The sequence below is a fragment of the Pseudoalteromonas sp. XMcav11-Q genome, from assembly GCF_040104525.1.
Lineage (GTDB): Bacteria > Pseudomonadota > Gammaproteobacteria > Enterobacterales > Alteromonadaceae > Pseudoalteromonas.
Genome location: NZ_JBECOX010000002.1, coordinates 126,252 through 140,958 on the forward strand (window position 1 = coordinate 126,252; position 14,707 = coordinate 140,958).

The 14,707-nt window shown below is 42.8% G+C and carries 21 protein-coding genes; 17 read left to right on the top strand and 4 right to left on the bottom strand.

Going from position 1 to position 14,707, the window contains the following annotated elements:
• Nucleotides 1-151: 151 nt before the first annotated feature.
• Entirely contained in the window at nucleotides 152-877 is a 726-nt protein-coding gene (locus ABMY45_RS03960; protein ID WP_010375669.1) for a YebC/PmpR family DNA-binding transcriptional regulator, read from the top strand.
• Nucleotides 878-937: 60 nt separating this feature from the next.
• Here ABMY45_RS03960 and ABMY45_RS03965 read toward each other — a convergent pair whose 3' ends face one another.
• Nucleotides 938-1,750 carry a hypothetical protein gene (locus ABMY45_RS03965; protein WP_349288438.1) on the bottom strand — a complete coding sequence of 271 codons (813 nt, stop codon included), beginning with the start codon at nucleotides 1,748-1,750 and terminating at the stop codon, nucleotides 938-940.
• 177 nt (nucleotides 1,751-1,927) lie between these two features.
• On the opposite strand from ABMY45_RS03965, the gene ABMY45_RS03970 reads away from it, so the two are divergent.
• The 10 genes from ABMY45_RS03970 to ABMY45_RS04015 all read left to right on the top strand — a co-directional run bounded on the left by ABMY45_RS03970 (nucleotide 1,928) and on the right by ABMY45_RS04015 (nucleotide 6,228).
• Entirely contained in the window at nucleotides 1,928-2,854 is a 927-nt protein-coding gene (locus ABMY45_RS03970; RefSeq protein ID WP_102058280.1) for a hypothetical protein, read from the top strand.
• A gap of 131 nt (nucleotides 2,855-2,985) precedes the next feature.
• Entirely contained in the window at nucleotides 2,986-3,447 is a 462-nt protein-coding gene (locus ABMY45_RS03975; protein WP_206471762.1) for a GNAT family N-acetyltransferase, read from the top strand.
• Nucleotides 3,437-3,808 carry an SH3 domain-containing protein gene (locus tag ABMY45_RS03980; protein ID WP_211865281.1) on the top strand — a complete coding sequence of 124 codons (372 nt, stop codon included), beginning with the start codon at nucleotides 3,437-3,439 and terminating at the stop codon, nucleotides 3,806-3,808. The genes ABMY45_RS03975 and ABMY45_RS03980 overlap by 11 nt, the downstream gene beginning before the upstream one ends.
• A gap of 573 nt (nucleotides 3,809-4,381) precedes the next feature.
• Nucleotides 4,382-4,603, top strand: coding sequence for a calmodulin (locus tag ABMY45_RS03985; protein ID WP_010375679.1), 222 nt, complete (start codon nucleotides 4,382-4,384; stop codon nucleotides 4,601-4,603).
• Between the two features lie 59 nt (nucleotides 4,604-4,662).
• Complete coding sequence (locus ABMY45_RS03990; RefSeq protein ID WP_010603892.1) at nucleotides 4,663-4,884, top strand: EF-hand domain-containing protein; 222 nt, start codon at nucleotides 4,663-4,665, stop codon at nucleotides 4,882-4,884.
• A 73-nt stretch (nucleotides 4,885-4,957) separates the two neighbouring features.
• Complete coding sequence (locus tag ABMY45_RS03995; RefSeq protein WP_010603891.1) at nucleotides 4,958-5,179, top strand: EF-hand domain-containing protein; 222 nt, start codon at nucleotides 4,958-4,960, stop codon at nucleotides 5,177-5,179.
• 68 nt (nucleotides 5,180-5,247) lie between these two features.
• The gene (locus ABMY45_RS04000; protein WP_017218753.1) at nucleotides 5,248-5,469 is read left to right on the top strand and encodes a calmodulin; all 222 of its coding nucleotides are present in this window, start codon (nucleotides 5,248-5,250) and stop codon (nucleotides 5,467-5,469) included.
• Nucleotides 5,470-5,519: 50 nt separating this feature from the next.
• Nucleotides 5,520-5,741, top strand: a complete 222-nt coding sequence (locus tag ABMY45_RS04005; protein ID WP_010375683.1) for an EF-hand domain-containing protein — start codon at nucleotides 5,520-5,522, stop codon at nucleotides 5,739-5,741.
• Nucleotides 5,742-5,790: 49 nt separating this feature from the next.
• Nucleotides 5,791-6,012, top strand: a complete 222-nt coding sequence (locus ABMY45_RS04010) for a crotonobetainyl-CoA--carnitine CoA-transferase (RefSeq protein WP_010375684.1) — start codon at nucleotides 5,791-5,793, stop codon at nucleotides 6,010-6,012.
• A 9-nt stretch (nucleotides 6,013-6,021) separates the two neighbouring features.
• The gene (locus ABMY45_RS04015; protein WP_349288439.1) at nucleotides 6,022-6,228 is read left to right on the top strand and encodes an EF-hand domain-containing protein; all 207 of its coding nucleotides are present in this window, start codon (nucleotides 6,022-6,024) and stop codon (nucleotides 6,226-6,228) included.
• A 113-nt stretch (nucleotides 6,229-6,341) separates the two neighbouring features.
• Here ABMY45_RS04015 and ABMY45_RS04020 read toward each other — a convergent pair whose 3' ends face one another.
• Nucleotides 6,342-6,851, bottom strand: a complete 510-nt coding sequence (locus ABMY45_RS04020) for a hypothetical protein (protein ID WP_206471765.1) — start codon at nucleotides 6,849-6,851, stop codon at nucleotides 6,342-6,344.
• A gap of 87 nt (nucleotides 6,852-6,938) precedes the next feature.
• Nucleotides 6,939-7,382, bottom strand: coding sequence for a GNAT family N-acetyltransferase (locus ABMY45_RS04025; protein ID WP_349288440.1), 444 nt, complete (start codon nucleotides 7,380-7,382; stop codon nucleotides 6,939-6,941).
• Nucleotides 7,383-7,548: 166 nt separating this feature from the next.
• On the opposite strand from ABMY45_RS04025, the gene ABMY45_RS04030 reads away from it, so the two are divergent.
• From ABMY45_RS04030 to ABMY45_RS04050, 5 genes are all read left to right on the top strand, one after another.
• Nucleotides 7,549-8,580 carry a nitronate monooxygenase gene (locus ABMY45_RS04030; RefSeq protein WP_227388054.1) on the top strand — a complete coding sequence of 344 codons (1,032 nt, stop codon included), beginning with the start codon at nucleotides 7,549-7,551 and terminating at the stop codon, nucleotides 8,578-8,580.
• Nucleotides 8,581-8,737: 157 nt separating this feature from the next.
• Nucleotides 8,738-9,700, top strand: a complete 963-nt coding sequence (locus tag ABMY45_RS04035; protein ID WP_206471768.1) for a phosphatidylinositol transfer protein — start codon at nucleotides 8,738-8,740, stop codon at nucleotides 9,698-9,700.
• A gap of 242 nt (nucleotides 9,701-9,942) precedes the next feature.
• Entirely contained in the window at nucleotides 9,943-10,860 is a 918-nt protein-coding gene (locus ABMY45_RS04040; RefSeq protein WP_174169637.1) for a triacylglycerol lipase, read from the top strand.
• Entirely contained in the window at nucleotides 10,857-11,705 is an 849-nt protein-coding gene (locus ABMY45_RS04045) for a lipase secretion chaperone (RefSeq protein WP_102058287.1), read from the top strand. Before ABMY45_RS04040 ends, ABMY45_RS04045 begins: the two co-directional genes overlap by 4 nt.
• 111 nt (nucleotides 11,706-11,816) lie before the next feature.
• The gene (locus tag ABMY45_RS04050; RefSeq protein ID WP_206471770.1) at nucleotides 11,817-12,272 is read left to right on the top strand and encodes a hypothetical protein; all 456 of its coding nucleotides are present in this window, start codon (nucleotides 11,817-11,819) and stop codon (nucleotides 12,270-12,272) included.
• Nucleotides 12,273-12,350: 78 nt separating this feature from the next.
• On the opposite strand, the gene ABMY45_RS04055 is transcribed toward ABMY45_RS04050, so the two are convergent.
• Nucleotides 12,351-13,283, bottom strand: a complete 933-nt coding sequence (locus ABMY45_RS04055; protein ID WP_206471771.1) for a LysR family transcriptional regulator — start codon at nucleotides 13,281-13,283, stop codon at nucleotides 12,351-12,353.
• Nucleotides 13,284-13,394: 111 nt separating this feature from the next.
• Between ABMY45_RS04055 and ABMY45_RS04060 the strand changes: the two genes are divergently transcribed.
• Nucleotides 13,395-14,507 (top strand): VarG family subclass B1-like metallo-beta-lactamase, encoded by a 1,113-nt coding sequence (locus ABMY45_RS04060; protein WP_206471772.1) that lies wholly within the window; start codon nucleotides 13,395-13,397, stop codon nucleotides 14,505-14,507.
• Nucleotides 14,508-14,707: the final 200 nt, after the last annotated feature.

Consider the following 14,707-nt stretch of genomic DNA (forward strand, 5'->3'; position numbering starts at 1 on the left):
AAAGTTGCTTAGGTCCGCCACAAAATAGCCGCAAAACAAGCATATAATCGTGCGACTTAAAGCAAATTACCATCACGGATAATAAGGGTATAGCCGTAACTCAAATGTCTTGGTAAAATCTTCGCCAATTTTTATAAAAACGAGCATTAAGATGGGCAGAGCATTTGAAGTCCGCAAAAACGCCATGGCAAAAACGGCGGCGGCAAAAACAAAAGTAAACTCAAAATACGGAAAAGAGATTTACGTTGTTGCTAAAAATGGCGGCGCAGATCCTGAAACGAACTTGTCACTACGTCGTTTAATCGACAAGGCAAAGAAAGATCAAGTTCCTGCACACGTTATTGATAAAGCAATCGAAAAAGCGGCAGGCGGTGCAGGTGAAGATTACACGCCAGCGCGTTACGAGGGTTACGGTCCAGGCAACAGCATGATCATCGTTGACTGTTTAACAGACAACATGAACCGTACTATCAAAGATGTTCGCTTACCGTTTACCAAAACTGGTTCAAACTTAGGTAACCCAGGTTGTGTGGCGCATATGTTTGACCACTTTGCAATCTTAGGATTTGCAGGTGATGACGACGAGTCAGTTTTGGAAGCGCTAATGATGGCTGATGTTGATGTTACTGACGTAGAAGTTGAAGACGGCCAAGTTTCTGTTTTCGCACCTCACACTGAATACTTCAAGGCGAAAACTGCACTGACAGAAGCGTTTGAGGGGATCACGTTTGAGGTAGACGAAATCACTTGGGTGCCGCAAACTCACGTAGAAATTGAAGATCCAGAAGCAATCGAGACATTCGAAAAGCTAATCAATATGCTTGAAGATGTGGATGACGTACAAAACGTTTACCACAATGCGATTGTTAAAAGATAAGCCGCTTATCGATATAGCGCATAAATAGTTAAGGCCGACATCGTTCGGCCTTTTTATTGCCTATGCTTTACACCTCGCAACATTAGTTTTTATCATGGCAACAGGAAACAATAATAGTAGCGTTTGCGAGCCAATATAGATGACCCAATTAACGTGCCTTGCAATGGGAAAGTAGCCATCCCCTTGGTTTGCGAACAGCCAAAATTGACCGATAATAGCATCCGCTAGCATTGCTAGGATAAAGCCGCTGGCAACTGCGAAGTTGGCTTTTTCGTTGAATTTAACGTTTTGAATAATAAGCCAAAAGCCAAATACGCCGAGCAAGGTCACTAATAAGCTATAACTTGCGCTCAACAGCAGGGAGTATTGGCTTATCGTGGGTAGGTACATCATTTGATAGCTAAGCGACGATAACGTAATAGACACCACAACCAATACGGTCGCGGTTGCTAATGTTAATGCAAATTCCCGCCTTAAAAACCGAATAAGCAGTCCGAGTAAAAGCCCATAACCAAGGGCAAAAAACCAAATAGAGTCGATCAAGTAGTCATGCTTTATGGTTTGATCTTGACGATGATAAAGCTCAAAGAAATTGAAGTTGACGATATCTCCGCAAGTACATAAGAGCAGGGCTATCCAACAGAGTTTTATGTCTTTGTGCAAACTGCTGGGGCTAGTAGCCAAGCTTGTTTTACGAACATGCCACCCTAATCGCAGCACAAGAAGTAGTACGGCTGATGGTAAAATCCATTGAAATAAGGCTTGGTGACTTTGCCAAAGTGGGCTGCTGCCAAGCAATGACGTAACCGTTGCAATGCCAAGTAAAAGCAATGTGATAGGTTTATAGTGGACGGTTTGCAGTATATTATTCACAGTCATTCCTTGTTGGCAATTATGACAAGCTGTTTAGAGGCTCGTTTTTCACCTTATGCAAAGTGTAATAATTATCTGCGTAATTGCCTCTTGCTGTATCAATTTACAGTACAATCATTTACAGTATTTGTCTTGCAGATCTATTACATTGCTACTTTTTATAAGGGTAACTCGTTCATGTCTAATCTTAAACTCAATATAGCGCTTTCATGCTCAGTTCTTGCATTGGCTTTTTCTGGGTTTAATGTCATTCAAACCAAATTAGCAACCTCTCCTGTGGCAACGCACGTGTATCAGAGTCCTACTCAACAGCCTCACTATAATGCAACTCAGTATACGCAGGGCACTCAGATTTCAACTGACGAGTCTGAACAAATTGCTCAGTTAATGGCTCGGATCAATAAACTTGAAACGAGGTTACAGGCGTTGTCGATGGAAAAATCAGATTTACTCTCTGAGCAGGCGCCGGATGAGTTTGAGTCTTTAATCTTCTCTTTGATAGAAAAGCGTGAACAGCAGAAAATCGACGAGATGAAAGCAGAAAACCCCATTTATGGCTTTTATGAAGACTTACCCGAAGACTACGAAATGCGGATAAAAACTGATCCTGAGTACGCAAGTCAAATCAGCAACGACTTAAAACAGAAAATTCTAAATAACAGTTTGCCGGCGGCAGAACGTTTAGCGGCAATGAGTCAGCTGCAAATGAACATGTTTATGCTAAATCGCAATGAATTAGAGCAATATGATTATCAAGCAGTAGAATCTATCCTCAATATGACGCATAACATGAGTGATGAAAAGTTGAGGCTACAGGCGCTTGAGCTTGTGTCGCGTACACCTATCGTTGATGAGCGTTTGTCACAATCGTTTGTGAAAATGTTAGAGCAAGAGCCTAATGATTACGTGAAAAGTCTCGCTGCAGAAGGGTTGATGTCACAGTACTTCCAGTCCGGCGCCGATCCAAAGCAGCAGCAAAGGATCGCACAAGATTTGCTGTCTCTCTACGAAAATGCATCGGATCCTAAGGTTAAAGCCATCCTCAAGAACTTGATGGGCGATGAGCGTATGCTAGAGGAGCTAAAGCGCCAGTCTAACGGCTGACGTACATTAAGGCTAACTGAGTGAGAAGCTGAGCTTTACCAAACTTTAGTACTTTTAGTAATAGTTGCACTTGGGTGTTCAGCTTAATCCTCGACTCTAGTTAATTAATACCGAAAATCAAGGAATGATAAATGCAAATCGTTGCACTTGATGCGAGTTTTCCATCGCTTGATACATTAATAGCAGAAATCGATGCGCTGATGAATTCGCTATACCCAGCTGAAAGCAACCAGCTATCGGCATTGCAAGAGTTATGCTCACCTACTGCGCATTTTATTGGCATTGTCCAGCATGACGAGATCATTGCTTGCGGCGCAATCGTCGAAAAGCATCATGATTGTCTCTATGGTGAGTTGAAAAGACTGTATGTAAAGCCAAATCATCGCGGTCTTGGTTTATCAAAAGCAATCTTGTCCGAGTTAATCGCTTTTGCAGATAATCGTCAATATCCACTGATACGGTTAGAAACCGGAGTTAAGCAACCAGAAGCTCTCAGGTTATATGCGCAGTTTGGTTTTATCGAAAGAAAAGAATTCGGTGATCACAAATCGGATCCGCTGTCTGTCTATATGGAGTTAAAACTTGGAAAATAAGCAGTTAGATATCGAATACGAAGTAATCAAGGAACATATCAATGAGTTTCCGACCCCCATCACGTTTAAACAAGGTGCGAGATTGACCGTTGGTGAAGAATATGAGGGCGAGGAGGGGTGGGACAATTGGTTTTTCTGTGAAACTGAGGAGCAAGTGTCTGGTTGGGTACCTGCTCAAGTGTTTCGCTTAGTCAATCCCAAACAAGGTGTTGCATTAATGGACTATACCGCTCAGGAACTATCGGTAGTTCAAGGTGAACACCTGTTGGGGCATAACCAACTCAATGGTTGGATGTGGTGCTCAAGTAAAAAGTCAGAGCTGCAAGGTTGGGTACCGCTTCGTAATCTAACACCAATCTAGCGGATGTTGCTTTTTAGCAACACCTCTCTTTTTTCTCTGCTACTTTTTTAAAATACTTCTGTTTTTCGTCAGTTTCCTGCTCACTCCGTCACTTTTATAGCAATTGCTTTGGGATGAAAACCTATTTTAATGTGTTGATTTTTAATTCTTTTTATTTGTTTTCTGATTTTTTAGGAAAGATAAGGAAAAATTTTCGATATTTTTATAAAAATTTTTTCTGGCGACTCTGCTCAATACCGAATGTGAATGATTGTCGCATGAAACTTAACCGCTTTGGGCTGCACTTACACCCTAATTTTTTAAGGTGTTGCTTTTATGCGACAGTTTAACTTATTGAAAATAAATAAGTTTTAATTTTATCTCGACATCTCCTGTTGCTAAATGGCAACAATCTCACTGAATCCATCCTTAATGAAAATTCATCTTTGTTTTTAACTTGTTGATTTTTATATTCTTTTAAACTTTGGCATCAAAGTTGGAATAGTTATCTCGAAAGCAAAAAACATTCGCTTCAACACAAACCAACGTAGAGAAGCAGAAACGACAAGTTTAGAAATATGAGAGGAACTGATTATGAAAACTTTAGCAATCGCACTATCAGCAGCTGTACTTTCTTTCGCATCAGTAGGTGCTCACGCAAACTCTGAGTTTGATAAATACGATGTTGATGGAGATGGTTACATCTCACTAGGCGAATCAAAAGCAAATCCAAATTTGATGGCGCAGTTTAAAGACCTTGACGCCGACCAAGACGGCCAATTAAGCCAGTCTGAGTTTGATAACTTTGAAGGCTAGTCACAAGCCGACGACATAATAGCAGAGTTTAAAATATACCCCAATTTAAGGAAAAGATTATGAAAAATGTATTAGCAGCACTATCTATCGCAGGTTTATCAATGGTTTCAGCATCAGCACTAGCTGGTGGCGATTTTGAAAAATTGGATACTGATGGCAACGGTTCAATCAGTGTAGCAGAAGCAAGTGTGAGCGCTTCATTAACTGAGCAGTTTGCAGATCTAGACACTAACGCAGATGGTGAGCTAAGTAAGTCTGAATACGCAAATTACGAAGGCTAATTTAGCACTGAGTTTAACAATGGGTTAGGCCACGTGCCTGACTCAAAAAATAACACAATTGAAGGATTAGATTATGAAAAACGTACTAGCAGCACTATCTATCGCAGGTCTATCAATGGTTTCAGCATCAGCACTCGCTGGTGGCGATTTTGAAAAACTAGATACTGATGGCAACGGTTCAATCAGTGTAACTGAAGCAAGCGTGAGCACTTCGTTAACTGAGCAGTTTGCAGACTTAGACACTAATGCCGATGGTGAGCTAAGCAAATCTGAGTACGCGAACTACGAAGGTTAATCGCTAGGTGGGCGTAGCGCCCACTGCCTTTAACACCATTACGAAAACGACAGAAGGATTGGACTATCATGAAAAACGTATTAGCAGCACTTTCAATTGCAGGTTTAACATTCGCTTCAGCTTCTGCATTAGCTGGTGAAGATTTCACTAAATATGATACTGACGGTAACGGCACTATCAGCATGACTGAGGCAAAAGTAAATCAGTCCCTTGCAGAGCAATTTACGCAACTAGACAGTAATGCCGACGGTGAGTTAAGCGAGTCTGAATTCGCAAATTACCAAGGCTAATCAAGCCGTCCAAAAGCAAATCATATTTAGGAAATTTTAGGAGCAGAATGATGAAAAATGTACTTATCGCACTATCAATCACAGGTCTAACATTGGCTTCAGCAAATACTATTGCTGGTGAAGATTTCGCAAGCTATGACACAGATGGCAACGGTGCTATTAGCATGAGCGAAGCAAAAGTAAATACAGCGCTTATCGAACAGTTTAAAGACTTAGATGTAAACGCTGACGGAGAACTAAACGAAACTGAGTTCTCTAACTTTAAAGGTTAATTTGCGACTAGAGCCGCAATGAGAGACGGGCATAGTGAGGAGAATGGCTATGAAACTTAGAACGGTATGTGCAACGACCATAGGTGTATTGGTGAGTACGATGGCACTGGCAGCAACCTTGTCATTTCAAGATGTAGACAAGGATAAAGACGGGCAGATCAGCCAGCAAGAAGCATCAGTATCATCAACACTACTTGGTCAGTTCGAGAAGCTAGATGCAGACAAAAATGGTCAGCTAAGTGCTTCTGAATTCTCTAACTTTAAAGGCTAGGAGGTCACAATGAAAAAGTTAGCAACAGCAATTACAGCCGCCACAGTACTTTTTTCCGGCTCAGCAATGGCAGCAGAATTTAACGATTTTGACTTAGACAAAGATGGTTTTATTTCTAAAAGTGAAGCGTCACTGTCAGAATCTCTTGCTTCAATCTTTGATAAGCTCGACAGCGACGGAGATGGCAAACTGTCTGAGAAAGAATTTAATCAGTAAGCAAGTGGCAATCCAAAGCGCCACGCCTCCCCAAGCTCGACTTTGTGGTCGGGCTTTTTTATTTCGAGCTACTAGACAGCTTAAGGTGTAGATAGGGAATGGATTAACTTAATTCATTCATTGATCCAACGAAGCTCGCGGATCCATTGCTGCATTTTAGGAAAACCTTGCTTTGGGCAAGTCATATCCCACGCACTGAGTAATGGGTAGCCGAATCCGTTTCCTTCCCTAAAAGCAATTACGAAGCTAGCGCTAGCGCCTTTATAGCCATCCTTATGTAATACGACCTCTAGAGGCAATCCAATATATTGGATGGCAGCAACCGACCAAGCAATGGCGGCCATTTCTTCGCCTTGCATGGCTTGTTTCTCTCGGCCATTTTTTAGGCCATTTTTATACACATCTTCATGAAGTTGGCCGCGGAATATTGGCTCGCATACGGCGATATGGCCAGCTTCGTGCAATATATCACCTGGATATCGCAATTTCTCATTATCAATATAGAGCGTGCCCATTACCGTTTTTAGACCCGGTAAAAACGTATTTTCCTCGACTTCATGAAATCGAAAAGGTAGCTGGATTTCGGTGAGAAAATCACAAATGCGTTTAGTATGCTCGTGCATGGTAATTCCTTTAATTGGCCAACTTACATTTTTAAGTGAGTTTAACCTAATGTTTCATTTGCGCAAATTACCATAAATTACAACTTATTATAGAGGTAGCTTGATCACCGCTAGCATTTCACCATCCTCTTCATTGATTCCAATTTCTTCAAAGCCAAAGCTCGCGTAAAACGCTTTTGCAACGGGGTTGCTCGGTACATAACAGATTTCTATGGTGGTAAGGTTTGGTGTCTGCTTGATTTCTTCGAGTGCGAGGGTGAGCGCTTTACGCCCAATCCCTTGTTGCTGAAATTGCTGATCAACCATAAAGCGCCAAATGGAGATGCGCTCTATACTCTCTTGTACCCACATTAGCATCCCAACAGCTTCATCATCTTGATAAATTGCGCGTGTGGTATAGCCATCATTAAATGTTGATTCCACGATGGAAAACATGTTGCAGGCTACCAAATCTTGCTGCTCAGGGCTGACATCTAAATCGCAAATGGCTTCGTAGTTTTGTTTATCAATGGCTCTTAGAGAGATATTCATCACGGCGTCCTTGTATTGTTATAGAAACACTATTTCAAATATGGTTGTTTTGGCAAGAGAAAGTTTGCTTTATTAGCCGCACAATCATTGACCGTTAAGCGCTTCTTCCCCACACTGGAAAGCACCTTCGGCTTTATGTCGTTTTGCCTAAAACAAGGACCTTGTGATGCAGCTTACCAGATTACTTAATATCTCCATTCCTATGATCCAAGCGCCAATGGCAGGTGTGCAAAATTGGCGCTTAGCGGTCGCAGCGACCAATGCCGGAATACTCGGTTCAATCCCTTGTGGGATGCTGAGTAAAGAGCAGGTCGTTGTAGAAATTGAGCATTTTAAAGCATATGCTTCAGGCCCATATAACCTTAACTTTTTTTGCCATGAGATGCCGGAGCCTGATCCTTATCAGCAAGACAAGTGGAAGAAAAAGCTGGCTTCATATTACGATGAGCTTGAGTTAACACCTACTGATGAAATGGGGATCTTAAGACGCCCATTTGATAGGGAAATGGCTGAGGCCATTGCGCCTTATAAACCTCCCGTGATCAGTTTTCATTTTGGGCTTCCTGATACTGAATTGGTCGAGCTCGTAAAATCGTGGGGGACGACTATTTTGTCTTCCGCAACGACCTTGGAAGAGGGAATATGGTTAGCTGAAAATGGTGCAGACATTGTGATAGCGCAAGGGATTGAAGCGGGTGGGCACAGGGCAACCTTCACCGAGACAAAACTTGAGTCTCAACTGCATACTCGACAATTGGTAACTATCCTTAGTGATGCGCTATCTGTGCCTGTAGTGGCTGCCGGGGGGATTGCTTCTCATCATGATGTTACTATGATGCACGAATTGGGTGCCTGTGGAACACAAATCGGCACTTGCTTCTTACTGTGTGATGAAGCAAGCACCTCTTTGGTACATCGTGATGCACTTAAATCACTGGCTGAGCCGTCTGCCGTGACCAATGTGTTTTCTGGTCGCCCTGCCCGTGGGATTGAAAATCGGCTAATGATAGATCTTAACTTCATTAACGAAGACGTACCGACTTTTCCATATGCATCAGCTGCTTTGACGCCATTGCGCGCTGCTGCTGAAAAGCAAGGATGCGGCGATTTTAGCCCCCTTTGGGCAGGCGTTAACCGCCAAGGTTGCATGGAAGTCAGTACACAAGAGATGGTAGAACATCTATGGAATGTTAAATAAAACATTTAAGTTAACAAATTTGACACATTTCGAGTTTATGCTCTAGCGTTTTATGACAAGGCCAACTCTGTTGTGCCTTGCTCTTTGTTACCTACGTAAGTCGATTATTTGCTTGGGTGACGTATTCGTTATGACAATAATAAACACGGAGTCGTGCATGAGACATTCTATTTTAACCGCAGCGTTATTTGCCTCTTTTTCATCACTGGCAACCCCTACTTGCCCAAGTATTACCGCATTAGAAACCCATTATGCTGCACCTAATATGGTCAAGCGTAGCTTTTCTAGCTCGTTTAACAAATACTTATCTTGGTTGCCGAGTTACCATATGGTGCACGATCAAGTAACCGCTGCCGGTGCTACAACTCAGATCACTGCTAAATTTGACTACGGTAGCATCACTCATAAAGACTTGGAATTCGAGTCGGTGGAGTTTTACTACCGTGCTGAGTCGGACACAAATTGGCAGTATCTTGGTGAGCAAACCACCAATGGCGATGGCAAGGCGTTTATCACCTTGCCCGAGTTATCGGCAGGGCAGTATCGTATATACGCAGGCGTACCAGCTGATGGCACCGGTGCACAAGGTTATGTCACGGTTGTTGAGCCAGGTACTCAAGCGGTCCTGTTTGACATCGATGGCACATTAACCGAATCCGATGCCGAGCAAATAGGCGACTATACAGGAATAGATCATGCCGACCCCAAAGATGGCGCCTATGATTTAGTTCGTCACTATCTTGATTTGGGCTATCAGCCCGTATTCTTAACAGCCAGAGTGTATTGGTATGCTAAAGGGACGCGCGGTTGGTTAAATTGGATGGGCTTACCGCAAGGCTTTCTACGCACATCACTCAGTAATGAAACCAGTTTGTTTAAAACAGCAGAATATAAAACTGCGGAGATTAATCGCTTAAAGGCGCAGGGCATTGATGTCGTTCGTGCTTATGGTAATGCCAAAACAGATGCTGAAGCCTTTATCAAAGCGGGGATCCCAGCTTCAGAGGCGTTTACTATTGGCTCTGATGCCGGGTATTACGGTACCACAGCTATTACCGGCAATAGTTACCAAGTGCATTTAGGTGAGCTCACAACTTATCCTCATGCTGACTGCTTGTAGACCTTACCCTCGATTGAATCTAATTTTTAGAAATTCGCGAAAGGAGCCGTATTTTGGCTTCTTTTGGGGGTACCCTGTGCGTGCTAACCTCTGGGCCTAGGTACTAACTTACACTGCCATTATTTACTTTTGTTTACGTAACATTCATCAAAATTTCATTTTTCACACTATTCTGGCTTGACCTCTGACCATTGTAATCTAAAGTTTATTTGTTACTAAATTGTAATAATTGGAGCAAGTACATGAAAAGGTTAATTCTCAGCGCCCTGCTTGGGTTGCTATCGATCGTTACCTCTCCCGCCCACAGCGGTGAGGAATTAGAGTATCCCGTGGTATTAGTTCACGGTCTGTTTGGTTTTGATAATCTGCTCGGAGTAGATTATTTTTATCGCGTACCACAAGTGATCCATGATGAAGGTGGGCAGGTTTATGTTGCAGAAGTATCATCAGCCCATAATTCAGAATTGCGTGGTGAGCAACTACTAGAGCAAGTTGCGTTGGTTCGAGCATTAACGGGTAAAGACAAAGTTAATTTAATTGGTCACAGCCAAGGTGCGCAAACTATTCGCTACGTTGCCTCAGTTAAACCTGAGTGGGTGGCCTCAGCGACTAGTATTGGTGGCGTAAACTGGGGTAGCCGTTTTGCTGATGTTGTTCGCGGTGGAGTAGACAATGGTTCATTTTCGGAGCAGTTTTTAGCGTCGCTTGCTAACGGCCTTGCGGGGTTGATTGATTTGCTATCTGGTAAAGCCACCGCACCAAAAGACGCACTCGAAGCACTAGGTGCTTTGACCACGGCTGGCACATTAGCATTCAACCAAAAATACCCAGAGGGTGTGCCAAGTCATTATTGTGGCGAAACGCAAAGTCTAGCGAGCAATGGCGTGCATTATTTTTCATGGAGTGGCAGCAAAGCATGGACCAACGTATTTGACCCCGCTGACAACGCACTTGCACTGTTCTCTCAAGTTTTTGATGAGGCCAACGACGGCCTAGTATCAGCTTGTTCTAGTAATTTAGGTCAGGTGATCAATAACCAATTCAAAATGAACCATTTAGATCAGGTAAACCACACCATTGGTATTCATCACTTGTTCGAAACAGACCCATTAACCGTTTATCGCCAGCATATTCGCCGCTTAAAAGGTTTGGCGCTATGAAAAAGTGGGGCCTTTTGCTAATCATTTTGACTATGCTGTCGCTGGTTTATATCGAGAGTGAACAGCAAGAGACGCCGCGTCATGTTCCCCGGTTCGCGGAGTTATCTGAGCTGAAAAATGATGCGCATAAGGTCCCACAACCCACAAGGAGTGCATCTGTAAGCGTACATTGTGAGACCATTAATAAACAGCATAAGCATCAAATCGACGATTGGCTTTTTGAGCTACAAAACCATAACCAAGCCGAGCAGTGGCAAGCTTATCTGGAATTATTACCACAATGCCTTCACGAAGTTGCAGGTCTCTACGTGCAATTTAAGCAGGCCTTAATTGATGTGGATACGCATCTTAATCTACTAGAACGTGTTGAGCTGCTACACGCACTGCAGCGGCAATTTTTTACGGATGAAGTGATAGCAGTTTGGTTTGAAGATGCTAATGCGTGGGATACTCAAGCTTTGAGTCGCTGGCAAATTTTGTCAGACGCATCTATATCTGAATCGCAAAAGCAGCAATTAATTGAGACGCATATCAGTGGGCTTCCAAAGCGTGAACAAGTGTTATTTCAAACCTCAGCCCAGTTACACACCCTAAACGCAAACTGGCAGCAAAAACACTATAACGAACTAAGTGCTGAATATGGCGATAAAGCCGCAACTCGTATACTTGAAGTCCAGAAGCAACAACAGCATTGGCAGCAAAAACTACAAAGCTTTATGCTGCAAAAGCAAAATATTCTAGCCGAGCTTGGTGATAGCCAAATCGCAAAAGAAAGAGTCGAGTTACTACTCAAACAAACCTTCACGGAGAACGAGCAAAAGCGAGTTGCTGTATTGGTTAAGTGATAATTTTTTAGTTATTGATAAGATGTATAGGCCGGTTACATGGAGCAGCCGAACCAGCAGCCATGAGCCCATCTTGATAACTGGTCAATACAATCAAACAAGCAGTAAAACATGAAAATTGAACCAAACCTGTGGCAGCTTTATTTACAAGTATATTTTCAACCGTTACGGCCAACCCGCTTTGATACACGGGGCGCTATCTTGAGCCTTTGGAATCCACATGGAAACGTACTTTGTGAAGATAAAAATCAGCGCTTATCACGATTTTGGCAAGGGGCTTTACAACGCGCAAATGTGCCTTATCAGTTGCTGTGGGGCGGTGATCAGCAAATGCAATATCGAGAGTTAAGTGTTTATATAAAGTGTGATTTAGCATCGGGGTTTCGGTGGGCGGCACGATTAAACCAATTGGGATTTTATTTTGTCGAAAATAATCACTTGCACCTCTATAACAGTAGCGATAAAGCACAAAGCGATGTGGTGACGGATAAGTTCGCATCTCGGCTTTGCTTTGTAGCATTGCCTAAAAATAACTCTGGATGTCTAGCTGCGCGAGGCGCTGTTTAGCCGTTTAATAACAGGGCTATCGATAAAGATAATGCTCAGTTGAGAGATCGAGTGAAGAGGCGATTCAATCAAGTTGCCTCACGCCGTTTCACCGATTTCTTCATCCACCAAGCTTTTTATTTCCTGCCTCACCCACTGGTGGATTGGGCTATTGTGATGAATGAGATGCCAAAATTGTTCAACTTGAAAATCGGCAGTGTGGAACGGTAAATCGGCTACCGTGATGTCATAACGTCTACTTAAATGAGTGACCAGACGCTTTGGTAAAGTGGCAATCAGATCCGTGTTAATCAATAACTCCGGCACCATCGAAAAATGTGGTAAAGATGCCACTACTTCTCGCTGAGCATCCAACCTTTTTAGCTCATGATCCATATCCGTTTTGCACAAGCCATTACCAGAAACGATGAGATGTCGGCTCTGGCAATAGCGCGCTAACGTCATAGGCTGATGAGCCCATTGATGCTGACAACACATTACTATGGCATAATTGTCATTAAATAAACGCTGTTTAAATACGTTGGTGGGTGTCTCATCTGTGGAATACAGTAATAAATCCGCCACCTTTTCCAAGTAGTCATGAAGCGGTATAAACGAGTTGTAAGACACAATTTGTAATTTCAAATTTGGAGCTCGCTGTTGCAAGCGCGCCAACAATTTCGGCACAATCATCATCATTTCGAAATCCAGCGCCCCTATAGTGAACACGCCCGAGTATTGCAGAGGGTCAAACTCATCATCCACCAACATATGACGAATAGTAGTGAGTGATAGCTCCAGTTCGCTACGAAGGCGCTCGCCTTTTGCAGTTAAACGGTACTCATTTTTCACCTTTACCAACAATGGATCACCAAATTGCTTTCGCAAGCGCATCAGGGCTCGGCTCACTGCTGGCTGGCTCATGTTTAATGCATGAGCGGCTTGACTAATATGCTTGTGGATCAACACCTTCTCTAAGATCGTTAACAGATTTAAGTCAATACTGCGTAGATTCAACTCAGGTACACCCATGCCATCACCGTATAAAATTATGCGTAAATGATCTACATACTATAACAAACATGCATTTTTGATATGTTTGTTTTTGTTTTATCTTTTTTTCATCTTATTGAGGAGAGAAAAATGAAACTACCCACCCTAGCTTTAACCCCTATTGCTGCTGCAGTGTTTACTTTTAATGTCAGTGCGTTAGGCCATGACCATAATAACCAACACGCGATTTTATTCCCTGGTGAAACGGCTCAAATCGAAGTTGAACCATCAGCAAAGCACTCGCTGAAAATCGGCCAAAAAATCAATAACCTTTATGAACGCCAGTTTGATGACAGTAAATTCACTGTACAGAAATTGGGTAAAAACACCTACTGGATCGGAGTAAATTACTACAACGCTACCGTTGTGGTGTCCAAAGACTCGGTGTTGCTGATTGACCCTCTTGGTGATGGTCGTATTGATGCGCTGTTTCGAGGTATTCAATCCATCACCAATAAGCCGATCACAGCTATTATGTACTCTCATTATCACCTAGATCATGTAGGTGGAGGTAATCAACTTATTGACTTAATTAAGAAAAATTACCCAAGGGTGGGGCGTGTCCGTGTTATCGCGAGTCAAACCGTTGCTGACAAGATCAACCTTCACGCTGAATTGAACGAAAACGGTGTGAGAACCCCTAAAGTTCCTGCACCAAATGAAGTGTACGATTTGAAAAGAGCTAGAACGGTCAAATTTGGCTCAATAAGGCTGAAGATGATGGCACCAGAAGGTTCTGGTCACACACCAGATAACACGATGATTCTAATTCCAAGCGATCGCGTGCTGCATTTCGCTGACATGATTAACCCTGATCAACTGCCGTTTTACAATTTCGCGGGAGCGGAAGATTTCCATGGTTACGAAGTGGATCTACAAAATCTTCTGAGGAAACCGCTCAGTAAGCACTGGAACTTTATTAATGGCGGCCATGGCAATATAGGCTCAAAAAAGGACGTAAAAGATCTGCTGGAATACATTGCTGATGTTAGAACGGAAGTCGGTAAACAATTAGAAGTTGCGCCCTACACCCCAATTTTTAGTGACGGCAACCACTTCGTTTGGTTCAAACGCTGGCAAGAAGAGATCATCAATAATGTGCATTCCGAGCTAGCGAACAAATATGGGCACATGTATGGTTTCGATTCAGGTGCGGTGGAAACCCACGCAGCCATCATTTTGGCTGATATGATTGATCATTAAGTTCACTCGGCGCGCTAAGCGCCGATTTTTTGTGCATCAACTAAATTGAAGAATCGGCTCTCTACCTGTTGCATAAAGCCAACTACCCATGGCCAGTAAGATAAATTATCAACCATATTTGTCTACCCGAGGGTCTCTAGTACCTGAAACTAATTTACAAATTGTCTGGTGAAAACACTGCGGGCATGTGGTGCGAAAAC

Excerpts from the sequence above, each read along its gene's own strand:
- ABMY45_RS03975 (WP_206471762.1), top strand. The coding sequence starts at position 2,986 with ATGCAAATCGTTGCACTTGATGCGAGTTTTCCATCGCTTGATACATTA.
- ABMY45_RS03995 (WP_010603891.1), top strand. The coding sequence starts at position 4,958 with ATGAAAAACGTACTAGCAGCACTATCTATCGCAGGTCTATCAATGGTT.
- ABMY45_RS03985 (WP_010375679.1), top strand. The coding sequence starts at position 4,382 with ATGAAAACTTTAGCAATCGCACTATCAGCAGCTGTACTTTCTTTCGCA.
- ABMY45_RS03970 (WP_102058280.1), top strand. The coding sequence starts at position 1,928 with ATGTCTAATCTTAAACTCAATATAGCGCTTTCATGCTCAGTTCTTGCA.
- ABMY45_RS04015 (WP_349288439.1), top strand. The coding sequence starts at position 6,022 with ATGAAAAAGTTAGCAACAGCAATTACAGCCGCCACAGTACTTTTTTCC.
- ABMY45_RS04045 (WP_102058287.1), top strand. The coding sequence starts at position 10,857 with ATGAAAAAGTGGGGCCTTTTGCTAATCATTTTGACTATGCTGTCGCTG.
- ABMY45_RS04035 (WP_206471768.1), top strand. The coding sequence starts at position 8,738 with ATGAGACATTCTATTTTAACCGCAGCGTTATTTGCCTCTTTTTCATCA.
- ABMY45_RS04025 (WP_349288440.1), bottom strand. The coding sequence starts at position 7,382 with ATGAATATCTCTCTAAGAGCCATTGATAAACAAAACTACGAAGCCATT.
- ABMY45_RS04030 (WP_227388054.1), top strand. The coding sequence starts at position 7,549 with ATGCAGCTTACCAGATTACTTAATATCTCCATTCCTATGATCCAAGCG.
- ABMY45_RS04020 (WP_206471765.1), bottom strand. The coding sequence starts at position 6,851 with ATGCACGAGCATACTAAACGCATTTGTGATTTTCTCACCGAAATCCAG.
- ABMY45_RS03960 (WP_010375669.1), top strand. The coding sequence starts at position 152 with ATGGGCAGAGCATTTGAAGTCCGCAAAAACGCCATGGCAAAAACGGCG.
- ABMY45_RS04005 (WP_010375683.1), top strand. The coding sequence starts at position 5,520 with ATGAAAAATGTACTTATCGCACTATCAATCACAGGTCTAACATTGGCT.
- ABMY45_RS04055 (WP_206471771.1), bottom strand. The coding sequence starts at position 13,283 with ATGGGTGTACCTGAGTTGAATCTACGCAGTATTGACTTAAATCTGTTA.
- ABMY45_RS04010 (WP_010375684.1), top strand. The coding sequence starts at position 5,791 with ATGAAACTTAGAACGGTATGTGCAACGACCATAGGTGTATTGGTGAGT.
- ABMY45_RS03990 (WP_010603892.1), top strand. The coding sequence starts at position 4,663 with ATGAAAAATGTATTAGCAGCACTATCTATCGCAGGTTTATCAATGGTT.
- ABMY45_RS04060 (WP_206471772.1), top strand. The coding sequence starts at position 13,395 with ATGAAACTACCCACCCTAGCTTTAACCCCTATTGCTGCTGCAGTGTTT.
- ABMY45_RS04050 (WP_206471770.1), top strand. The coding sequence starts at position 11,817 with ATGAAAATTGAACCAAACCTGTGGCAGCTTTATTTACAAGTATATTTT.
- ABMY45_RS04000 (WP_017218753.1), top strand. The coding sequence starts at position 5,248 with ATGAAAAACGTATTAGCAGCACTTTCAATTGCAGGTTTAACATTCGCT.
- ABMY45_RS04040 (WP_174169637.1), top strand. The coding sequence starts at position 9,943 with ATGAAAAGGTTAATTCTCAGCGCCCTGCTTGGGTTGCTATCGATCGTT.